The 19,134-nt window shown below is 68.4% G+C and carries 11 protein-coding genes; 3 read left to right on the top strand and 8 right to left on the bottom strand.

Going from position 1 to position 19,134, the window contains the following annotated elements; translation table 11 throughout:
* Positions 1-4: 4 nt before the first annotated feature.
* The 7 genes from recD to WJ542_RS17660 form a co-directional block, all read right to left on the bottom strand.
* Complete coding sequence (recD, locus tag WJ542_RS17690; protein WP_411190708.1) at positions 5-2,248, bottom strand: exodeoxyribonuclease V subunit alpha; 2,244 nt, start codon at positions 2,246-2,248, stop codon at positions 5-7.
* A complete protein-coding gene (gene recB, locus WJ542_RS17685; RefSeq protein ID WP_411190706.1) occupies positions 2,245-6,045 on the bottom strand; it encodes an exodeoxyribonuclease V subunit beta in 3,801 nt (1,266 codons plus the stop codon). The genes recD and recB overlap by 4 nt, the downstream gene beginning before the upstream one ends.
* A complete protein-coding gene (recC, locus tag WJ542_RS17680) occupies positions 6,042-9,737 on the bottom strand; it encodes an exodeoxyribonuclease V subunit gamma (protein ID WP_411190705.1) in 3,696 nt (1,231 codons plus the stop codon). The genes recB and recC overlap by 4 nt, the downstream gene beginning before the upstream one ends.
* An 84-nt stretch (positions 9,738-9,821) precedes the next feature.
* Positions 9,822-10,217, bottom strand: a complete 396-nt coding sequence (locus WJ542_RS17675; protein ID WP_411190704.1) for a type II toxin-antitoxin system VapC family toxin — start codon at positions 10,215-10,217, stop codon at positions 9,822-9,824.
* Positions 10,214-10,447, bottom strand: a complete 234-nt coding sequence (locus tag WJ542_RS17670) for a type II toxin-antitoxin system Phd/YefM family antitoxin (protein ID WP_411190703.1) — start codon at positions 10,445-10,447, stop codon at positions 10,214-10,216. Before WJ542_RS17670 ends, WJ542_RS17675 begins: the two co-directional genes overlap by 4 nt.
* Positions 10,448-10,565: 118 nt before the next feature.
* Entirely contained in the window at positions 10,566-11,807 is a 1,242-nt protein-coding gene (locus WJ542_RS17665; RefSeq protein ID WP_411190702.1) for an NAD(P)/FAD-dependent oxidoreductase, read from the bottom strand.
* Between the two features lie 250 nt (positions 11,808-12,057).
* On the bottom strand, positions 12,058-12,969 hold the full coding sequence (locus WJ542_RS17660; protein WP_411190701.1) for a transporter substrate-binding domain-containing protein: 912 nt from the start codon (positions 12,967-12,969) through the stop codon (positions 12,058-12,060).
* A gap of 29 nt (positions 12,970-12,998) precedes the next feature.
* Here WJ542_RS17660 and WJ542_RS17655 point away from each other — a divergent pair, with 29 nt between their 5' ends.
* From WJ542_RS17655 to WJ542_RS17645, 3 genes are all read left to right on the top strand, one after another.
* Positions 12,999-13,619: a cytochrome b gene (locus WJ542_RS17655; protein WP_411190700.1), complete on the top strand. Its 621-nt coding sequence runs from the start codon at positions 12,999-13,001 to the stop codon at positions 13,617-13,619.
* 138 nt (positions 13,620-13,757) lie between these two features.
* Positions 13,758-15,110, top strand: a complete 1,353-nt coding sequence (locus tag WJ542_RS17650; RefSeq protein WP_411190698.1) for an MFS transporter — start codon at positions 13,758-13,760, stop codon at positions 15,108-15,110.
* 120 nt (positions 15,111-15,230) lie between these two features.
* The gene (locus WJ542_RS17645; protein ID WP_411192477.1) at positions 15,231-16,406 is read left to right on the top strand and encodes a hybrid sensor histidine kinase/response regulator; all 1,176 of its coding nucleotides are present in this window, start codon (positions 15,231-15,233) and stop codon (positions 16,404-16,406) included.
* Here WJ542_RS17645 and WJ542_RS17640 read toward each other — a convergent pair.
* A complete protein-coding gene (locus WJ542_RS17640) occupies positions 16,379-18,961 on the bottom strand; it encodes a response regulator (RefSeq protein WP_411192476.1) in 2,583 nt (860 codons plus the stop codon). The two genes, WJ542_RS17645 and WJ542_RS17640, sit on opposite strands and share 28 nt — an antisense overlap.
* Positions 18,962-19,134: the final 173 nt, after the last annotated feature.

Here is a 19,134-nt window from a genome sequence, read left to right as displayed (position 1 = left end):
CTCGCTAAGCGCCGACCGCGCCGGCCCCGCCAGCCGCATCGCGCGCGAGCCCCGCCAGCAGGCCGCTCGCGCGCCGCACCTTCGCGTGCACCGCGCGCTCCAGCACCGACCGGCCTTCGGGCACCGCGAGCGTAAAGAACGTCCGCGCGCGCGTAATGCCGGTGTACACGAGCTCGCGCGTGAGGATCGGACTGTACGTGTCGGGCAGCACGAGCGCCGCGTGCGCGAACTCCGAGCCCTGCGACTTGTGCACGGTCAGCGCGAATACCGTTTCCACGCCCTGCAGCCGGCTCGGCGACACCCATTTCACGCTGCCCGCTCCGTCGCCGGCCGGGAACGCCACGCGCAGCACGGGCTGCGCGCCGGCCTCCACCGGCAGCGCGAGCGCAATGCCGATGTCGCCGTTCATGAGCCCCAGTTCGTAGTCGTTGTGCGTGACGAGCACAGGCCGCCCGGCGTACCAGTCGCCGCGCGGATCGATCAGATTCTGCGCCTGCAACAAGCGCGCAACGCGCCGGTTGAGCCCTTCGACACCCCACGCGCCGCGCCGCAGGGCGCACAACAGTTGAAACTCGCCATGCGCCTTCAGCACGCCCGCGGCCCATTGCGCAAGCGCCTCGGGCGAGGCGCCGGGCGCGGGCTGCGTGGCGCACATCGTCTCCAGATAGCGGCGATAGCCGCGCCGCCGCGCGTCGGGCGCCGCCGCGCGATCCCCGGCGAGACCGTCGACGATCAGCGCGGCGAACGATCCGTCGTCGGCCGTCGAGCAGGCGAGGCGCGCCAGATCGGCATAGCCGCGTGACCAGACCTTCGCAACGCCCACCGCATCGCCCACGTTGACGAGTTCCGCCAGTGCGCCGATGCCGCTGTCGGCCGCGAAGCGATGGCTCTCGCGCAGCATCGCCACGGCCTGGTCGAGCGGCAGACCCTGCGCGTCGAGCATGGCGGCGTCGATGCGCTCGCCTGTGGCCGCTTCGAGCCAGGTGCGCGTGGCCTCGGTGTAGTGGCCTTCGCGGGCACGGTCGCACAGCTCGCCGAGCACCGCGCCCGCCTCCACCGACGCCAGCTGGTCCTTGTCGCCGAGCAGGATGAGGCGCGCGCCCGGCGGCAGCGCGTCGAGCACGGCGGCCATCATCTCCAGATCGACCATCGACGCCTCGTCGATCACGAGCACGTCGACAGGCAGCGGATTGGCGGCGTCGTGGCGAAAGCGCCGCGTGCCGGGCCGCGTGCCCAATACGCGGTGCAGCGTCGCGACCACCTTGGGGATGGCCGCGCGCAGCGCTTCGCCATTGGGTAGCGCCGCGAATGGCAACCGCTCCACGGCGCCCGCGATCGATTCGTTGAGCCGCGCCGCGGCCTTGCCCGTGGGCGCCGCGAGGCGGATGCGCAGTGGCCGCGCGTTCGCTGCGCCCAGCGCGAGCGTCTGCAGCAGCGCGAGCAGCCTCACGACGGTCGTGGTCTTGCCGGTGCCGGGGCCGCCCGTGACGATGCTGAACGCGCTACGGGCCGCGAGCGCGCAGGCGAGCTTCTGCCAGTCCGCGCGGCGCGCCGCCTGCTCGCCATCGCGCGGCCCGAACAAGGCATCGAGCGCCGTGCGGGCCGCGCCGGGAGGCAAGGCGGCTTCGAGTTGCGCACCGCGTGCGAGCCGTTTCTCGATGCCCACGCGCACGTCCTGTTCGTACTGCCAATAGCGCCGCAAGTAGAGGCGCGTGCCCGTCATCACGAGCGGAGTATCACCGCCGGAAACGCCCTCCGTGTCCACCACGCCGGCAACGCCCAGCGCCTCGCACCACTGCGCGAGCGTTACGCCCGCGAGTATCTCGGCCGGCGACGGCGGCAGCTCGGCCCCGGCCGGCTGCGGACCGTCTGGCGGCAGCGAAAGCGCGAACGCGGGATCGTCGAGCGTCGCCTGCAGGTCGAGGCAAACGTGCCCGCGCCCAAGCTGGTGACTCGCGAGCGCGGCGGCCAGCAGCAGGAGCGGCGTCGCCTCGGGCGCCTCGGTCCGCAGAAAGCGCACGAACGCGCCGTCGAGCGAGCGAAGCCAGCCGCGCTCGACCCAGCCCTCGAGCACCTCCAGCATCCGGGCCGTCGATTCTCGCGCCGCATGCGCGCGCGCCGCGGTGCCGGCGCTACCTTCATGGCCGGCGGCCGGCGGCGGCGCGAGGTTCGCGGCATCCTCCAGTTCGAGCTGCGCGAACAGGTCGCCGGTGACGCCGATGGTGTCTTTCGTGCGTCGCTTCGTCATGCCACATCCTCTACGGCGTCATGCTGTGCAAAGAGCGCGTCGAGCCGCTCGATCAGCTCGCGCGGCGGCCGCTCGAAATGCAGCCCCTGTCCCGGCGCATGGGCGCCGCGCAGGAAGAGATACACCGCGCCGCCCACATGTCGGTCATAGTCGTAATCGGGCAGCCGGGCCCGCAGCAGCCGGTGCAGCGCGAACAGATACAGCACGTACTGCAGTTCATAGCGCGAATGCAGAATCTGCGCGCGCATGCGTTCCGCCGTGTAGGCGGCATCGTCGGGACCGAGCCAGTTCGATTTGTAGTCGGCCACGTAGTAGCGGCCCTCGTGCTCGAAGACGAGGTCCATGAAGCCCTTGAGCATGCCGTTCAGGCGCGCGGCATCCAGCGCGGGACGCGCTGCGCCGTCGAGCGTCATCGCGGTCACGAGCGCATCGAGCGCCAGCGTATCCACGCGATGCGCCGCCACCCAGAACTCCATTTCGGCCATGTACGCGTCCAGCTTCTCGAACGTGACCGGCGTCACGCTCCCGCTCTCCCGCGGCGGCAGATGCAATGGCGTCCTGACCAGATGCAGCAGCCATTGCGTGAGCGGCTCGATCCAGCGCGACCAGCCGCGCACGTTGCAGCGGCGCGCGACCTGGTCGTGCACTGCTTCGGGATCCTGTGCAATTACGGAAAAACCTTCGTTCGCCGCCCATTCCATCAAGTCGTGCAGGAAGCTGCCGGCATCCGCGCCTCGCTCGAAGCCGTGCAAGGTGTCGCCTGCGGGCGCGATAACCGGTGCAGCGGCCGGCGCGAAGTCCGCCTCTTCATCCGGCGGCGCGCCTGCTTCGAGCAGTTCGAGGAACACGTCCTCGCCGCGCGTGTCGGGCGCTGCGCGCGCGCCATCGCTCCCGTCCGTGCCGGGTGCCGCGCCCGGGGCCGCTTCCACCGTCTTCAGGCTCGAATAGCTCGCGATCCACCAGCGTTCCCGCTCGCGCATGGGAAATACGCGCGCGGGCCCGCGCTCCGCCGCGGGCCCGCGCATGGCGAAGATTTCGCTCTGAGGTTCCGGTGCAGGCGCGACCTCGATATCCTCGCAGGCGCCGCGCAGCGCTTCCAGCCGCGCCCCGGTTTCCTCGGCCGGCAGCGGCGCGCCGCCGCCCGCCAGATAACCGAATGCGCTCGCCTCCACGCCCGCCAGCGGCGCATAGCCCACCCACGTCGCGTAGCGCGCGCGCGTGAGCGCCACATAGAGCTTGCGCAGGTCCTCGCCGAGACGTTCGCGATCGGCTTGATGCAGCACGTGCGCATCGGCTTCGAGCATCACGCGCAACGCGCCGCTTTCATCGTGCCACTTGAAGGGCACGTCGTCGGGCTTGACCGCGCGGTACGCGCACGCGAACGGCAGGAACACCAGCGGATATTCGAGCCCCTTCGACTTGTGGATCGTGACCACCTGCACGAGCGCGGCATCGCTCTCCAGCCGCAGTTGGCGCGCGTCCCCGCCGCCCCCCGCGCTTTCGTCCTCGCGCTGCTCGTCGAGATAGCGGATCAGCGCATGCTCGCCGTCGAGCTGCGTGCTGGCTTGCTGGAGCAGTTCGGCGAGGTGCAGCAAGTTCGTGAGCGCGCGCTCGCCGTGGCCGGCCTCGGCCAGCAACCGCTGCGGCACGTGGAAGTCGTTGAGCAGGCGCCGCAGCATCGGCAGCACGCCCTTTCTGCGCCAGCAGTCGCGATAGCCGCGAAACTGCAGCACGCGCGCCTCCCAGGCGATTTCGTCGCGGGAAAGCGCGTCGAGCTCGTCCCAGCGAAGGCCCAGCACCGAACTCGCGAGCGCCGTGCGCACGAGGCGCCCGTCGTCGGGCTCGGCGCAGGCGGCCAGCCAGTAGCGCAGATCCTCGGCTTCTGGCGTCTGGTACACGGAATCGCGGTCGGAGAGATACACGCTGCGCACGCCGCGCGCGGCGAGCGCCTCGCGGATCGCTTGCGCCTCACCGCGGTTGTTCACGAGCACCGCCATGTCGGAAGGCTGCAGGGCCCGCAAGCCGCGCTCTCCCGCAAAGCCCGCCGCCCCCGCCTGCCCGAGGTTGAGCAGGCGCACCATGCCGCTCGCGCAGCTCTGCGCCATGGCGGCAAAGTAGGCCGTCTTGCCGAGCGGCTTGCCGTCGTCCGCCGGCGGCAACCACCAGACGTTCAATGCGGCAGGGTCGACGCCATCCGCCACGAAGGTTTCGGGCAAGCCGTTCGCCTCGGCTTCGACGAACGGCAGCGCGTTGTGGTTTTCCTCTGCATTGCGAAACAAAAACGCACCGCTGCCTTCGCGCCGTTGCTCGGCGGCGTCGAAGCAGCGATTGACCGCCGCCACCATCGCACGCGTCGAACGGAAGTTCTTCTTGAGCGTGTAGAGCCGCCCTTCGCATGCACGCCGCGCGCGCAGGTAGGTATAGATGTCGGCGCCGCGGAACGCATAGATGGCCTGCTTCGGATCGCCGATCAGGACGATCGCCGTCCCCGGATCGTTTTCCCCGATGCGATAGACCCGGTCGAAGATCTCGTACTGCACCGGGTCGGTGTCCTGGAACTCGTCGATGAGCGCCACCGGGTATTGCCGGCGGATGATTTCCGCGAGGCGCGGGCCGTTCTCCTGCTTCAGGGCCGCAAGCAGGCGTGTGAGCAGATCGTCGAAGCCCATCTGCGAGCGGCGCGCCTGCTCTTCCTCGAAGCGCCGCGCGACCCAGCGCGCCGCATGACAGAGCAGCGCCTCGCGCGCGTCGGGGCGCGAGGCGAGCGCTTCGCGCAGCGTTTCCATCGCCGCGAAGGCCGGATGCGCGGGCGGCGCGCTGCCCGGCTTCCAGATCTCCGCGAGGCCTGCGGGCGTGAGGCGCGTCCACACGGCGGCCTTTTCGTCGAAACCCGGATGCTCGATGTCGGGATCGTGCGCCCAGGTCCGCAGTTTCTCGATCCACGTCTCGCAGTTGCGCGTGTTCAGTTTGCGCGCGTCGAACTGGTTCTTCGCACGCGCCGCGTCGAGCAACGCCTTCACCTCGTCGATCCACTCGCGCCACGGCGCCTTCAGTGCATCGAGGGCCGTGCGCGCCTGCGTGCGGGCTTCGAGCAGTGCCGCAACGGGTTCCGGCGCATCGGGCAGCAGGTCCGCGTGCGCCAGCAGGCCGCGTATGGCTGGCTGCAGCGCGTCCGGGCTCGCGAACCACGCGCGCACCTCCTGCGCGCACTGTGCATCGAGCGGCGCCATGAACGTGCGCCAGTAGTCGCGCACCACCTCCGCTCGCAGTTCGGTCTGGTCGGTTTCGAGCGTCTGCGAAAAGAGGCTGTCGCTGTCGAACGCGTGCTCGCTCAGCATGCGGTTGCACCAGCCGTGGATCGTCGAAACGGCCGACTCGTCCATCCATTCCGCCGCCAGTTCCAGCCGGCGTGCGCAGGCGGGCCACTGTTCGCGCGCGTAGCTGTCGCGCAGTTCGTGCAGGAGGTCGCCGCCTCCTTCGTCAAATGCCTCCTCGTCCGGGTCCGCGCGGAAAACCTGGGCCGCTTCGGCGAGCCGCGCGCGGATCCGTTCGCGCAGTTCCTTGGTTGCCGCGTCCGTGAATGTGACGACGAGAATCTCGGGCGGCGTGAACGCGCGCGCGCCCTCGTCCGTGGCCAGGTCTTCGCCGTGGCCGAGCACGAGGCGCACGTAGAGCATAGCGATCGTGAAGGTCTTGCCGGTGCCCGCGCTCGCCTCGATCAGGCGGCTGCCGGACAGCGGAAAGCGCAAGGGCTTGAGGTCCTGCACGCCGGCGGCGATGTCGGTTGCCGGGCTCATGCGGTCTCTCCTGCCGGGGCCTTTGTCTGCTTGCCGCTCTCGTCGCCCCCCACGCTCCCGCCGCTTCCGCGCCTCGCGCGCGAGCCGGCCAGCGGCGCGCGCTGCACGGGCAGCAGCAGCGAGGCCGCCAGCGCGATGAACTCGTCTTGGGCGGCGAGTGTGTCGAAGTCGGGGAACGCGCGACGCAGATAGGGGTTCGTCTCGCGCTCGCCCCGCGCGTGCACGGCGCCCTCGAACGCGGCGCGCGCAGCCTCCCAGGCTTCCGGCGGCACCGCGCTCCGGCTGCCGTCGAAGGCCTCGGGCAGCCTGCGCAGCCACGCGAATGCCGTCTTGAGCGCCAACGGCAACGGCCTGCGCGTGCCTTCGTCCCAGGCGCGCATCAGGGCGATCAGATAGTCGCGCGCGAGTTCGGGCGCAACCGGCGCGAACTCGGCCACGCCGACCTTGCTCACGATGACGGTCGTCACCTCGCCCGCGGCCAGTTGCGCGGCAACGTGCGCGACCCAGTACGCCACGAGCCGGTCGCCGCGATACTTGTTGTCCTTCACGAGCGTGCCCGCGTCGAGGATCACGCGGCCGTGCGAGCCGTCCGGTCCCGCGCGCAAGTCGTCGAGCCAGTCGGCAAGCGCGAGGTTGCGACCGCGTTCGCCCGCATCGAGGCGCACCTCATAGTGATGTTCGAGCGGCTCGGGCCAACGCGCCAGCGCCTTGCGGTATTCCGTGAAGAGCTCCGCCATCGGCTGGAGCAGTTCCTCGCCGATCACCTCGCCGAAGCCGCCCGTCACCAGATCGCCGCCGCGATGCATGCGCTCCAGTCGCGCGAGCGCCGCGGGTTCGAGATCGGCCTCGCCACGCTCCATCGCCGCCACCTGCGCGCGGATCAACTCGCCCTGCAGTTGCCAGGCCTTCAGCGCGTCCACGTCGAACGGCTCGTGGTTCTCGCTCGCCGCGTCCGTGGTCTCCAGCGCCACGCGCAGGCGCTGGCGAAAGAAGCTGCGCACCGGATCGCGCAGGAATTCGGCCAGTTCCCCTATCGTGAGCGGCTCGTCGCGCTCGGCCGGCGCCAGCGCGGGCACGCTCGCCTCCATGGCTGCGCGCGGCAGCGGCGCGGGCCGGCTCCACTCGTGCGCGTAGGTATAGAGGCGCGAGACGTGGCCCCGCGCCGGGAAATAGTCGGCGCTGAACGGCTGCAGGCGATGCTCGATCGTCAGGGCATCCAGCAGCGCATCGGGCTCGCCGGACTTCGCGCCCGCCAGCCGCCAGCCCGCCTTCAGATGATCGCGCAACTGCGCCACCAGCACCGAGGGCGGCCGCTCCGTGTTGTCGGTCACGCTGCGCCCGATCCACGAAACATGCAGATGGTCGCGCGCCGAAAGCAAGGCTTCGAGAAACAGATAGCGGTCGTCCTCGCGGCGCGAGCGATCGCCCGGACGATAGTCGCGGCGCATAAGGTCGAAGTCGAGCGGCGTGCGGCTGCGCGGATAGTCGCCGTCGTTCATGCCCAGCAGACAGACGTGGCGAAACGGGATCGCGCGCATCGGCATCAGCGTCGCGAAGGTCACGGCGCCCGCGAAGAAGCGCTGCTGCAGGCCGCCGCCCTCGAGCACGCCCAGCCAGTTTTCGGCCACGATCGCGAGCGGCAGCGGGTCTGCGAGCCGGGCTTCGGCGCAGGCGTCGCGCCACGTTTCGAGCGCGGCGTCGAGACGCTCCAGCGTGTAGGCGTCCTCGCCGTCGCCCGCGTCGAAGAAAGTCGTCTTGAGCGCGCGCAGCCGCTCGCACCAGACCTCGACCGTCGCGGGCTCGCGCAGCGTCTGCCAGGCGGCATCGAGCGCGTCCACGAGGCGCGTGAGCGGGCCGAGCAGCGCGGCGTCGAGACCGCCGATCTGCGCATACGGTTCGATGCCGCGCCAGGCACCCGCACGGTCGCCAACGGCGTAGCCGAGCAGCATGCGCCGCAGCCCGAAGGCCCAGCTATTCGGCGCGCCAGGTTCCTCGGCCGGCGGCAGGCCGAGGCTCGCGCGCTGCTCCGCGTGCAGGCCCCAGCGGATGTTCGCGCCGTCGATCCAGTTGTGCAGCGTCGGCAAGTCCTCGACGTCGATGCCGAAGCGCGCGCGCACCGCGGGCACTTCGAGCAGGTCGAGCACGTCGCTCACGCTCACGCGCGCATACGGCAGCGCGAGCAGCATCTCCAGCGCGCCAATCAGCGGATCGAACGCGCGCTGCGCGCGGTCGGCGATGCTGAACGGGATATGGCGCGGATCGTCGGCATCGGAAAGCCCGAACACGGCCTGGATGTGCGGCGTATAGACCTCGATGTCCGGCACCATCACGATCACGTCGCGCGGCCGCAGCGTCGGGTCGGCGGCGAACGCGGCGAGCAGCCGGTCGTGCAGGATTTCCACCTCGCGCTGCGCGCTGTGCGCGACGTGAAAGCGGATCGATTCGTCGGCTTCGGGATCGACTTCGTCCCAGTGCGTTTGCGTCTCGCCAAGCGGCCGCAGGTCGCGGATATCGTCCTGCAACTGCTGCAGCAAGCTGAGCGGGTCGGCGCCGTCGAACAGGTCGATGCGCTGGCCGATGCGCGTGAAATGCGCGGCATAGCTCGCGCGCGCCTCGTCGCTGTCGTACTCGTCGAGCAGGCCGATGAAGTCGCGGCCCTGCTTGCCCCATGCCGCCAGCAACGGCTGGGCGTGCAGATGCAGCACCGACTCGTCGAGCGCGGCGGGCGCGTTCGGGCGGCGCCGCTGGCGCGCGTGGCTTGCGCGCAGCAGGTCCTTGTCGGCGACGATATCGGCCCAGTAGTGCATGCACGGGTTGTGCACGCACATCAGCACCTGGGTCCAGCGCGCGAGCGCGGCGAGCACCTCCACCGACTGGCGCGGCAGGCTTGAAATGCCGAATACAACGAGGCGGCGCGGCAGTCCACGAGGCCTCGCATCGCCCTCACGCCAGTCTTGCGCGACCGGCATGAAGGCCTCGTGCACGGCCGCGCGGCCCGTGCGCCGCGCGTCGACCTCGCCCGCCACGCCCGCCACGCCCGCCACGCCCGCCTCGCCCGCCACACCCACCACACCCACCACGCCCGGCGCTCCAGCGCCGACATCGTCGAGCAGCGCGCGCCACAGCGCCGCCTGCCAGCGCGCGTCGTCGGGCAGCGGCGTGCGCTGGCTGCGCGCGTCGATCAGCACGTCCTCGTGTGCGGCCCATGCGGCGAGCCAGTCGGCGCGATAGACCTGGTATTGGTCGAACAGATCGGCCACGCGCTCGGCAAGCTGAAAGCGTTTCTTCTGGTCGTCGTCGCGCGCCATGAAGCGCTTGAGCGGCGCGTAGCCCGGCTCGTCGAGCAGCGCCGGCAGGAGGCGCATGAGCCGCCAGGTGAGCCGCGACTTGTCGAAGGGGGAAACGGCCGGCACGGCGTCCGGACCCAGCACCGCGCGATAGGCCTGCCAGAGAAAGCGCGAGGGCAGCGACATTTCGAGGGCGGCCGCGATGCCGCAGCCGCCCTCGGCCGGGTCCGCGGCGAAGGCGAGCTTGAGCCACTGCGCGATGCCGTTGCTCTGCACGAGCATCACTTCTTTTTCGAGCGGCCCGATCGGGTTCTCGCGGATCCATTGCACGATCAGGTCGCGCAGGCGCTCGGGCTGATTGCCATGCACGAGCATCAGTCCGGTGGGGAGTTCGCGCGCGCTCAAGCGGGGCTCCTGCGCGGGGCCGGCGAAGAAACGGAGAGCAACGACGGAGCGGAAAGCGGGGCCACGCCGCCTGCTCTCGCCCCGTTACCAGATGGTCTTGACATGCTTGTACGCAAGGATTTTTTCGTCGCGCGTCACGAGCGGAGCGGCCAGTCTGCGCGCCGTTGCCACGATCATGCGATCGGCCGGGTCCTTGTGAAATTCACCCGGCAGCGCCACGGACTTCAGGCCAATTTCAACGTCCACGGGAATGAAATGTACCGCGTCGATTTGCGCGACCGTGCCCAGCCAGCTATCGACGTCCATCGAGAGCACGAGCTTCTCGCGCTCCACAAGCATGGCAATCTCCCACGCGGATAGGGACGAGATCACGATCTGACCGCCATCCAGCTCGCGCTCGATCGCCCGCCGCGCTTTCGGACTCAGCAAGTTGTCGCCGTTGACCCACCAGACCAGAACATGCGTATCCAGAACGATCACTCCGCGGCCTCCCACGCCACATCCACCGGCGCCGTGGGATCGACGTAGCGAACGACCGAACCGCGCAGCACGTCGAGCGGGTGGCGGTCGCTGCCGCGGTATGGCCGGATTTCCAGCGCCGGCTTGCCGTGATCGGTCACGACCACGCTCTCGCCGGACGCCTCGACCTGCCGGAAGAATTCCAGCGCCTTTGCCTTGAATTCGGACTTCGAGACCTGCTTGCCCTCCATGATTTCCCCATAGTCATGTGACCATAGTCATTATGCTAGCCGATTATGACCAGTTGAACAAGTCAGTTTCACCCGTTAGAAGCGACCGGGCCATGTCTCCTGGGCCCGGCCTGCCCGCTCACGCCAGCGCTGCCGCCGCGAACTTGCCGATATCGGTAGCCGGATCGCGCAACGCGTCCACGTCGAGCGTCTTGCCCGAGCCCACGAGCTTCTTGCCGCAGAGGAAATCGGGCATCGAACCGACGGCATCGACCGCGAGCAGCACACGGTTCTTCAGGTAGTAAACCGCGAAACGCCGCGCCGCCGGGTCGCCGCGCACGACCGTCTCGTCGTAGCCTTCGAGGAGGCCGACCGTCTGCAGCTTGAGATCGTACTGATCCGACCAGAACCACGGCGCGTCGCATGCCGGGCGCGCCTTGCCCACGATGGACGCCGCCGCTAGCTTCGCTTGTTCGACGGCGTTGTGCACGCTTTCGAGCCGCCCCGTGCGGCCGTAGTGCGAGAGCGGCCGGCTCGCGCAGTCGCCGATGGCGTAGATGTCCGGATCGGCGGTGCGCGCGTCGTCGTCCACCTGCACGCCGTTCTCGCAGACGAGGCCCGCCTGCTGCGCGAGCGTCACGTTCGGCGCGATGCCGATTCCGACGAGCGCGAGCGTGGCCGGCACGACCTCGCCGCTCGCCAGCTTCACGCCCGTGAGCTTCCCGCCCTCGCCCACCAGCGCCTCGATGCGCGCGCCGAGCCGCAGGTCGACGCCTTGCGCACGATGCTCGTTCGCATAGAACGCCGAAACCGTCTCGCCCGTCACGCGCCCGAGCACGCGCGGCGCCGCTTCGAGCACCGTCACGTCATGGCCGAGCTGGCGCGCTGCCGCCGCCGCTTCAAGGCCGATGTAGCCCGCGCCGATCACCACGAGTTTCTCGCCGGGCTGCACGCGCTCGCGCAGCACGTCGGCGTCGGCGAGCGAACGCAGCGCCACCACGCCGTGCAGGTCGTGACCGGGAATCGCCAGCGCGCGCGGCACCGAACCCGTCGCGAGAATGAGCTTGTCGTACGCGAGCGCGCTGCCGTCGGCGAGCGCGATCGTCTTGCCCGCGCGGTCGAGCGTCTGTGCCGCCGCGCCGAGCGCCAGCTCGATGCGGTTGTCGTCGTAGAACGCGCGCGGCTTGAGCCAGAGCCGCTCGACGTCGGCCTCGCCCTTCAGATAGGCCTTGCTGAGCGGCGGACGATGATAGGGCGGCACGGGCTCGGCGCCCATCAGCACGATCCGCCCTTCGAAGCCGTATTGCCGCAGGAGCGCCGCGGCGTTGCCGCCCGCATGCCCCGCCCCGACGATCACCACTGTGCTGCTGGCCCCTTCCATATTCGCTCCCTTCTGCCTGCCTGGGCCTGCCTGGCCTCGATGACCAGTCCAGCCTGTTCGTTGTCTCGATCGATTGCGGCGATCCCCGATCGGGCCCGAACCCGGTCCGTGCCGGGTCGAAGTCATCGCCGCCCGGCGCCGCCACTCCGCTGCGCCAGGAACGCGATCATCTCATGGTTCGCACGCGCCGCCGCCTGACAGGCCCGGAAAGACCCGGAACGGTCCTGGCCGTGCCGGGAAGCGAGACGCGCTAATCGAACGCCCGATCGTTCGGCGCCGCGTACAGCGCGCGCAGTTGCGCGCTCATCGGGAAGTCGAAGTCGATGCCTTTCGGCGGCACCGGCTTCTCGAACCACTTCGTATAGAGCGATGCCATGGCGCCGCTTTTCATGAGGCCGCCCAGCGTCTCGTTCACGAGCTGCCTGAACGCCGGATCGCCGTTGCGCATCATGAAGCCATAGGCCTCCGACGACTGCGGCGTGCCCACGATCACCCAGTCGGACGGGTTCGCCGTGAGCGAGCGCGTGCCCGCCAGCAACACGTCGTCCATCATGTAGGCGGCCGCGCGGCCCGATTCGAGCGCCGCGCGACCGTCGCCATAGTCCTTCGCGCTGATGATGCGCATGCCCATGTGCTTCTGCTGGTTCATGCGGCGCAGGATGCGCTCGGACGTCGTGCCCTGGTTCGTCAGCACGGTCTTGCCCGCGAGGTCCGGGAAGTCGCGGATGCCCGAATCCTTGCGCGTAAGCAGCCGCGTGGTGGCGATGAAGAACGTATCGGAAAACGCCACCTGGGTCTGGCGCGCTCTCACGTTGGTGGACACGCCGCATTCCAGGTCCACCGTGCCGTTCTGCACGAGCGGAATGCGGTTCTGCGAAGTGACTGGAATGAAGCGCACCTGCAGGCCGGGCCGGCCGATCTTCGCCTTCACGGCGTCGATCACCTTGCTGCAGATGTCCTGCGAAAAGCCGATCACGTCATTGCGTGCGTCCAGGTAGGAAAACGGCACCGACGCCTCGCGATAGCCAATGGCCATGAAGTTTGCGTCCCGGATCTTGTCCAGCGTCGGCTGGGCCACCTGGGCGGCGGCCGGCAGCGGCAGCACAACGGCGGCGAGAAAGCATCCCCGTGCAAGAAATTTGTAAATGATTTTGATTATCATTATTACCCTTATTGTTCGAGGAAGGCTCCATGCCGCAAGCGGTACGATCTGCCCAGAACGGCGCCGGCAACGCAATCGCCCGGCTCACCGGCCCCGAGACGAGCGAGGCAAGCCGCGCCCGCCGCCTGCCGCGCGGGGGAGATCCGGACCGTTACGATGTCATTGCGCGCTTTTTTCATTGGATCTTCGCCGCCGGCATCATTTACGCGAGCATTGCCGGCTACACGCTGGCCCACCTGCCGGCCGGCCCGGGGCGGGAATGGCTCTCGCAACTGAACATGTCGATCACGACGGTGCTCATCGCGCTCTTTCCGCTGCGACTGGGCTGGACCTTCGTGCGAGCCAGGCCGCGCGCGCTGCCCGGCATCCCCCGCGCCCAGCGGGCCGTGGCGCACCTCGTGCACGCTCTGCTGTACCTGACGATTTTTGCCGCGCTGGCCAGCGGCTTCCTGATGGTCCCCAACGGTTATTCGTTCTTCGGTCTCGTCGAAATCCCCACGCCGTTCGCGCAAGGCCCGCTCACCGAAACCCTTTTCGTCGTCCACCGCGCCAGTTGCGCGCTGCTCGCGGCGCTCGTCGCACTCCACGTCCTCGCGGTCGTCAAGCATCAGTTCATTGCGCGCAACGGCGTGCTGCGCCGCATGCTCTGAACGCCGCCGCGTTCCACTATGTGGGCCGATGTCCCCCGATCTTTCGCAACGCGCCGTGACGGACTAGTCTTTTACCACACCAAACGGACAGGTCCGTGACCGACGCATGGGCGCGGCCGGCCGCCGGAGGAGACATCCATGGAGCTCGAAACCCGCACCATGACGCGCGTGAGCGCGCGCCTCGTGCCGTTCCTGATCGTTTGCTACTTCGTCGCCTATCTCGATCGGGTCAACGTCGGTTTCGCCGCCCTGCAGATGAACAAGGCGCTCGACCTCTCCGCGAGCGCGTTCGGCTTCGGCGCAGGCATCTTCTTCATCGCCTACTTCTTCTTCGAAGTGCCGTCCAACCTGCTGCTGGAACGCTTCGGCGCGCGGCGGTGGATCGCGCGGATCATGTTCACGTGGGGCATCATCGCCGGCGCGATGGCTTTCATTCCGCAACTCGCGAGCTGGAGCGGCGCCTCGAACGCCCATGTGTTCTACGCCTTGCGGATCCTGCTCGGCATCGCCGAGGCCGGCTTCTTCCCCGGCATCATCTTCCTGCTCACGCTCTGGTTTCCCGCGAAATACCGGGCGCGCGTAGTGGGCTATTTCATGGCCGCCATTCCGCTCTCGACGGTGATAGGCGCCCCCGTTTCGGGCTCGCTGCTCTCGCTGGACGGCAAAGAGGGCCTGGCGGGCTGGCAGTGGGTCTATCTGCTCGAAGCGATACCCGCGCTCGTGCTCTCGTTCGTGGTGCTGTTTTATCTGACCGACAAGCCCGCCGACGCGCGCTGGCTCGCCGACGACGAGCGTGACTGGCTCGTCGCGCGCCAGGCGCAGGAGCGCCGCCATCGCGAAGCGGTGCATACGTTCAGCGTGATGGAGGCGCTGATCAATCCGCGCGTGCTCGCCGTGGCCCTCATCTATTTCGGGGCGAACGCAACCAATTACGGCCTGAGCTTTTTCCTGCCGCAGATCGTCAAGTCGTTCGGCCTCACGAATCTGCAGACCGGCTTCGTCACGTCGCTGCCTTACGCGGTCGGCGTCATTTCGATGGTGCTGTGGGGCCGCCATTCGGACCGGCGGCTCGAGCGCAAGCGCCACGTCGCCATTGCCCTGACCGTTGCGGCGCTCGGCATCGGCGCTTCGGCCGGGCTCGACAATCCGGTCCTGAAGATGCTCGCGCTCTCCATCGCCGGCTTCGGCATCTTCGGCTGCCTGCCCGTGATCTGGACGCTGCCGGCCGCGTTCCTCTCCGGCGCGGCCGCCGCCGGCGGCATTGCCGCCGTCAACTCGCTCGGCAATCTCGCGGGCTTCTTCGGCCCCTACGCGATGGGCTGGATCAAGGACAGCACGGGCGGCTTCGGCGCGGGCCTGCTGTGCCTCGCGGGCGCGGGCCTGGTCGGCGCCGGCGCGGCGCTCATCCTGCATCACAATCCGATGCTCGAATCGCCCGACATCTCCGCGCTCGACGACCCCCACGAGGACGGCGAGGTCGTGAGGCTCTGAGGACCGCCGGCACGGTCGACGCGAAACGCATCGCACAGCGCCAGTTTCACCCGGTATCGAATACCGGCGGAACGCCGGCGACGCGCGCCGGTGACAGGCGGATTGCGCTACTATCACGCGATGACCTCCGCCACGCCACGCCCGCTCTCGGTTCTGTTCGTCGACGACGACGAGATTTCCCGTATCCATTTCGCACGTGCCGTGGAGGGACGCCATCCCGTGCATCTCGCGCGGGACGTTGAAGAAGCTCTCGCCATCCTCGGCGAACACGGCGCGGAAATTGCCGTGCTCGTCACCGACTTCCGCATGCCGGTCCGGGACGGCGACGCGCTGCTGCACGAGGTGGCGCGGCACTATCCGCAAATCGTGCGCATACTCGTGACGGCCTACGCGGACAAGGACATGCTGCTGCAGACCGTGAACACGGGCAACGCATTCCGCATCCTCGAAAAACCGTTGCGCAGGAAAACGGTTCAGGACGTGTTGCAACTGGCGATCGCCCGGTACACGGAGCGCGAAACGCGCCGCCGGCAATTGCAGGCCATGGACGAAACGCTCGCTTTTCTCGTTCACGAGCTCAATACCCCGCTGGCCACGATCGCTCTCTTCGCGCAGTCGATCGGCAACGACCCGGCCGGAGAGAACGATCCGCAACAGCAGGACCGGATCGCTCATGCCGCCGCGTCCATGCTGTCCAACACGCAGTACTGCCTGGCATTGATTTCGTCGTTCTGGACCACCCTGCACCGCGACAGCGGCGTGCAGTCCCTTTCGCGCGACGGCGCGCGAAACGTCGACGCCACGCGGCTGATTGCGGCCGTGCTCGACACCTATCCGCTTTCCGCCGCCCAGCGCGACTGGATCACGGTGAACGCAGACGCCGATTTTGCCGTGCGGGTCATGCCCAATTGCGTCGCGCTCGTGCTGTCCTCGCTGCTGGCCAATGCGTTGCGCGCGCTGGCCGACGTCGCCGCGCCACGCCTGACGATCGAGGTGTCGACGGACGCCGAACCTCAGATCCGGTTTCGCGACAACGGGCCCGGCATCGCTCCGGCGGTCAGCGCGCGCCTGCTGCGCGATCCCGTCACCACGCATGCCGAGGACGGCGGCCATGGCATGGGCATGGTCTTCTGCGACCGCATCATGCGGTCGTTCGGCGGCAGCCTGCGCATCGACTCCGTGCCGGGTGATGGCACGACCGTCACGCTGGGCTTCGGCGCAGCCGAGGCCCGGACGCCCGCGCCGGAGCCGGAGCGCCCGGACGCGGATCAGTCGCCGCTCGTTACGTCGCGCTGATCGCGTATGGCCGTGGTCGTGGCCGTGTCGAAATACCGCTGCAAGGCGTCGGCCGAGCGGGCTCCCAGCGCGACCATGCGTTCGGGCCAGTCCATCTGCGCCGGCCATTGGCCGTCCAGAACCTGCGGATAGATCTGCTTCACATACGCGTGCAGCGCTCTCGCGCCGATGTTTCCGCTCACGCCCAAAAGCCGATGCAACGCCGCCTGCGCCGCTTGTCGATCACGCACCCGGACCTGCCCGGGCAACTGCGTCAATAGCACCCTGATCTGCGCGATCCCGTTGACGAACGACTGGTCCAGCATATCGAGCGACGCCAGTTCCTCGAGCTGCGCTTCGTCGAGCAGATCGTCCGGCCCGTCGGGCACAGACATGCCGGCGCGCGCGGCAGACGAAGCGGATACGCCCTCCCGCTCCAGCGCCTGCGAGGCGCTCGCTAGTGCGAACTGCCGCGCGAGACAGGCGTACAACGCACCGACCCGCACGGGCTTGATCATCACCTCGTTCATGCCCGCGGCGAGGCACGAACGCACGGCCTCCATGTCGGAGTAGCCGGTCATGGCGACGATCGGCATCCGGCCGAACACGTCCGAGCGCTCGCGCAGCCATGCCGCCGTTTCCACGCCGCCCATGCCGGGCATGTTCATGTCCAGCACGACGGCGTCGATGGTTCCGCCCGCCTGCAGGCGGGCCAGCACGCCCTGCCCGTTTTCCGCCTCCACGACGGTGGCGCCGCATCGCTCCAGATAGCTCTTGGCGACCATTCTGCTGTAGGTGTCATCGTCCGCGACCACAATCGTTTTGCCGGCAAAGCCGCCAAACTTCGGAGTCCGATGGTGTCGGTCGCCGTTCTCCATGAGCATCTGGAGCGCATGGATCAACTCCACCATGCCCGAGGATTTGCCGATGGTGTCGTCCATCCCCGCGCTGCGGGCCAGCACGCGGGCAAGGCTGTTGGGTTCCGCCGCGTAGCCCGCAACCAGCACGTTGCGGTTCGGCGAGTCGCGTTCGGCGCGCAGCTTTTCGGTCGCGGCATAGCCGTCCAGCCCCGGCATGTCGACGTCCATCAGCACCGCGTCGTAGTGCGACGCCTCCCGCAGCAAGGCCAGCGCCTGCTCGCCGTCGCCGGCCTCCGCAACCTCCGCGTTCACGTCGGACAAGGCGTGGCCGACCCGCGCGCGCCGGCTGGCGTCGTCGTCCACCACCAGAATGCGCTTGCCGCCGAAATGATGCGCCGCCCGCGCGAGCACCTGCTGCCGGTAGGCTGCGATTTCGCTCTCGGCCACGAGCGGGAATTCGAGCGTGAACTGCGTGTATTTGCCGGGCTCCGAACGGCAGCCGATGGTGCCGCCGAAGGAACGCATCGCGCGTTGACAGTAAGCGAGCCCGAGCCCCGCCCCCGCCGACTCCCCCTGGGTGCGGAACGGCTCGAACAGATGCGGCATGAGCTCCGGTGCGATGCCGGGGCCCGTGTCGTGCACGATCACCTTTTGCCGGTCGACGGTCAGAGTCAGCGTCGCTTCGGGATGCGCGGCCATGTGATGCAACGCATTCCTGATCAGATTGAACAGCGTGAAAAGCCAGGCCGTTTCGTCGACCTTGAAGGTGAAATCCTCGATGACCACGAGCCGCACGCGGCTGCGCTCCTTCCGGTTGGCGAAACCGTATTCCTCCAGCGCCTTGCGCGTGATCGCGGCGGCGCTTGCATAGCTGAAGTTGTCCGGTCGCAGCGGCCTCGCGCGGACCTCGTCGAGCGCCATGGCGATGATCCTCAGCCCGCGGTCGATCGCCAACTGTCCATGCGCGAGGTGCCGCGACAGCGCAACGGCGCCTTCCGGCGGCAACGCGGGCGTCGACCTCCACCCTCCCGTCGTCGCGAGGGCTTCCTCGACGCGGTCCAGCACGTACCGCAACTGGCTGAGCGGATTGCGCATTTCCTGGGCAATCGTGCCCGCCAGCGCCCGCAATGCCTCGTTCTTCGCCTGCGCCGTGAGGCCCATCATGTTGCTGTAGCTGAACGACAGGCCGGCGGCGATGCCGAAGGCGAAGACCGGAAGATAGGTATACAGCAGCAGGTGCGCGTCGACGCGCAACGACTCCGGCACGGCAATCCACGCCCACAGGATCGCAAGACCGACGCCGATCGACAGATTGAGCGCCAGCACGAGGAAGGAAGGAAAGATGGCCATCAGGAAGAACATCATCCCGACTTCCGCCATGGACCAGACCATCGAATAGTGGCTGGTCACGAGATAGACCGTGAAGAAAAACGGCAGCGTATAAGCTACGGTTACGAAATAATACCAGGGCTGAAAACGCACCGTCGCGGCCGGCCAGAAACGCCGCAACAGCAAAAGCGCGCAGGCAAGCGTGCCGATCGCGCGCATCGTCAAGCTTTCGTTGGTCTTGGGGTCGACGTAGGTCCACCACAGCCAGTACACCGGATGTCCGATCGTGCCGATCACACCGACCGCGCGCGCGCTCCAGGCCGACATGTGCCAGGTATCGTCAATCCGCTGGTTGAGATTGCGGAGCCATCCTGCCATGGCGTTCATCATGCTCTCTGCATAAAGTTACGGGCCTGGCAACGTATGGCGGCTCGCTGTTCTCTGCCACGGGCATGGCAATGGCAGCACGAATCGATACTGGCACCAGTTTTCGGGTATCAGCATAAATGTGATGTATCCGGCCGTCTATGCCGGCCTTCCCGCCTTCGCCTTTCCCACCA

This window comes from Paraburkholderia yinzeri, assembly GCF_046581065.1.
Classification (GTDB): domain Bacteria; phylum Pseudomonadota; class Gammaproteobacteria; order Burkholderiales; family Burkholderiaceae; genus Paraburkholderia.
The sequence above is the reverse complement of the archived record's forward strand: the minus strand, read 5'-3'. Positions and strand labels throughout refer to the sequence as shown.

Excerpts from the sequence above, each read along its gene's own strand:
- recD (WP_411190708.1), bottom strand. The coding sequence starts at position 2,248 with ATGACGAAGCGACGCACGAAAGACACCATCGGCGTCACCGGCGACCTG.
- recB (WP_411190706.1), bottom strand. The coding sequence starts at position 6,045 with ATGAGCCCGGCAACCGACATCGCCGCCGGCGTGCAGGACCTCAAGCCC.
- WJ542_RS17670 (WP_411190703.1), bottom strand. The coding sequence starts at position 10,447 with ATGGAGGGCAAGCAGGTCTCGAAGTCCGAATTCAAGGCAAAGGCGCTG.
- WJ542_RS17665 (WP_411190702.1), bottom strand. The coding sequence starts at position 11,807 with ATGGAAGGGGCCAGCAGCACAGTGGTGATCGTCGGGGCGGGGCATGCG.
- WJ542_RS17660 (WP_411190701.1), bottom strand. The coding sequence starts at position 12,969 with ATGATAATCAAAATCATTTACAAATTTCTTGCACGGGGATGCTTTCTC.
- WJ542_RS17655 (WP_411190700.1), top strand. The coding sequence starts at position 12,999 with ATGCCGCAAGCGGTACGATCTGCCCAGAACGGCGCCGGCAACGCAATC.
- WJ542_RS17650 (WP_411190698.1), top strand. The coding sequence starts at position 13,758 with ATGGAGCTCGAAACCCGCACCATGACGCGCGTGAGCGCGCGCCTCGTG.
- WJ542_RS17645 (WP_411192477.1), top strand. The coding sequence starts at position 15,231 with ATGACCTCCGCCACGCCACGCCCGCTCTCGGTTCTGTTCGTCGACGAC.
- WJ542_RS17640 (WP_411192476.1), bottom strand. The coding sequence starts at position 18,961 with ATGAACGCCATGGCAGGATGGCTCCGCAATCTCAACCAGCGGATTGAC.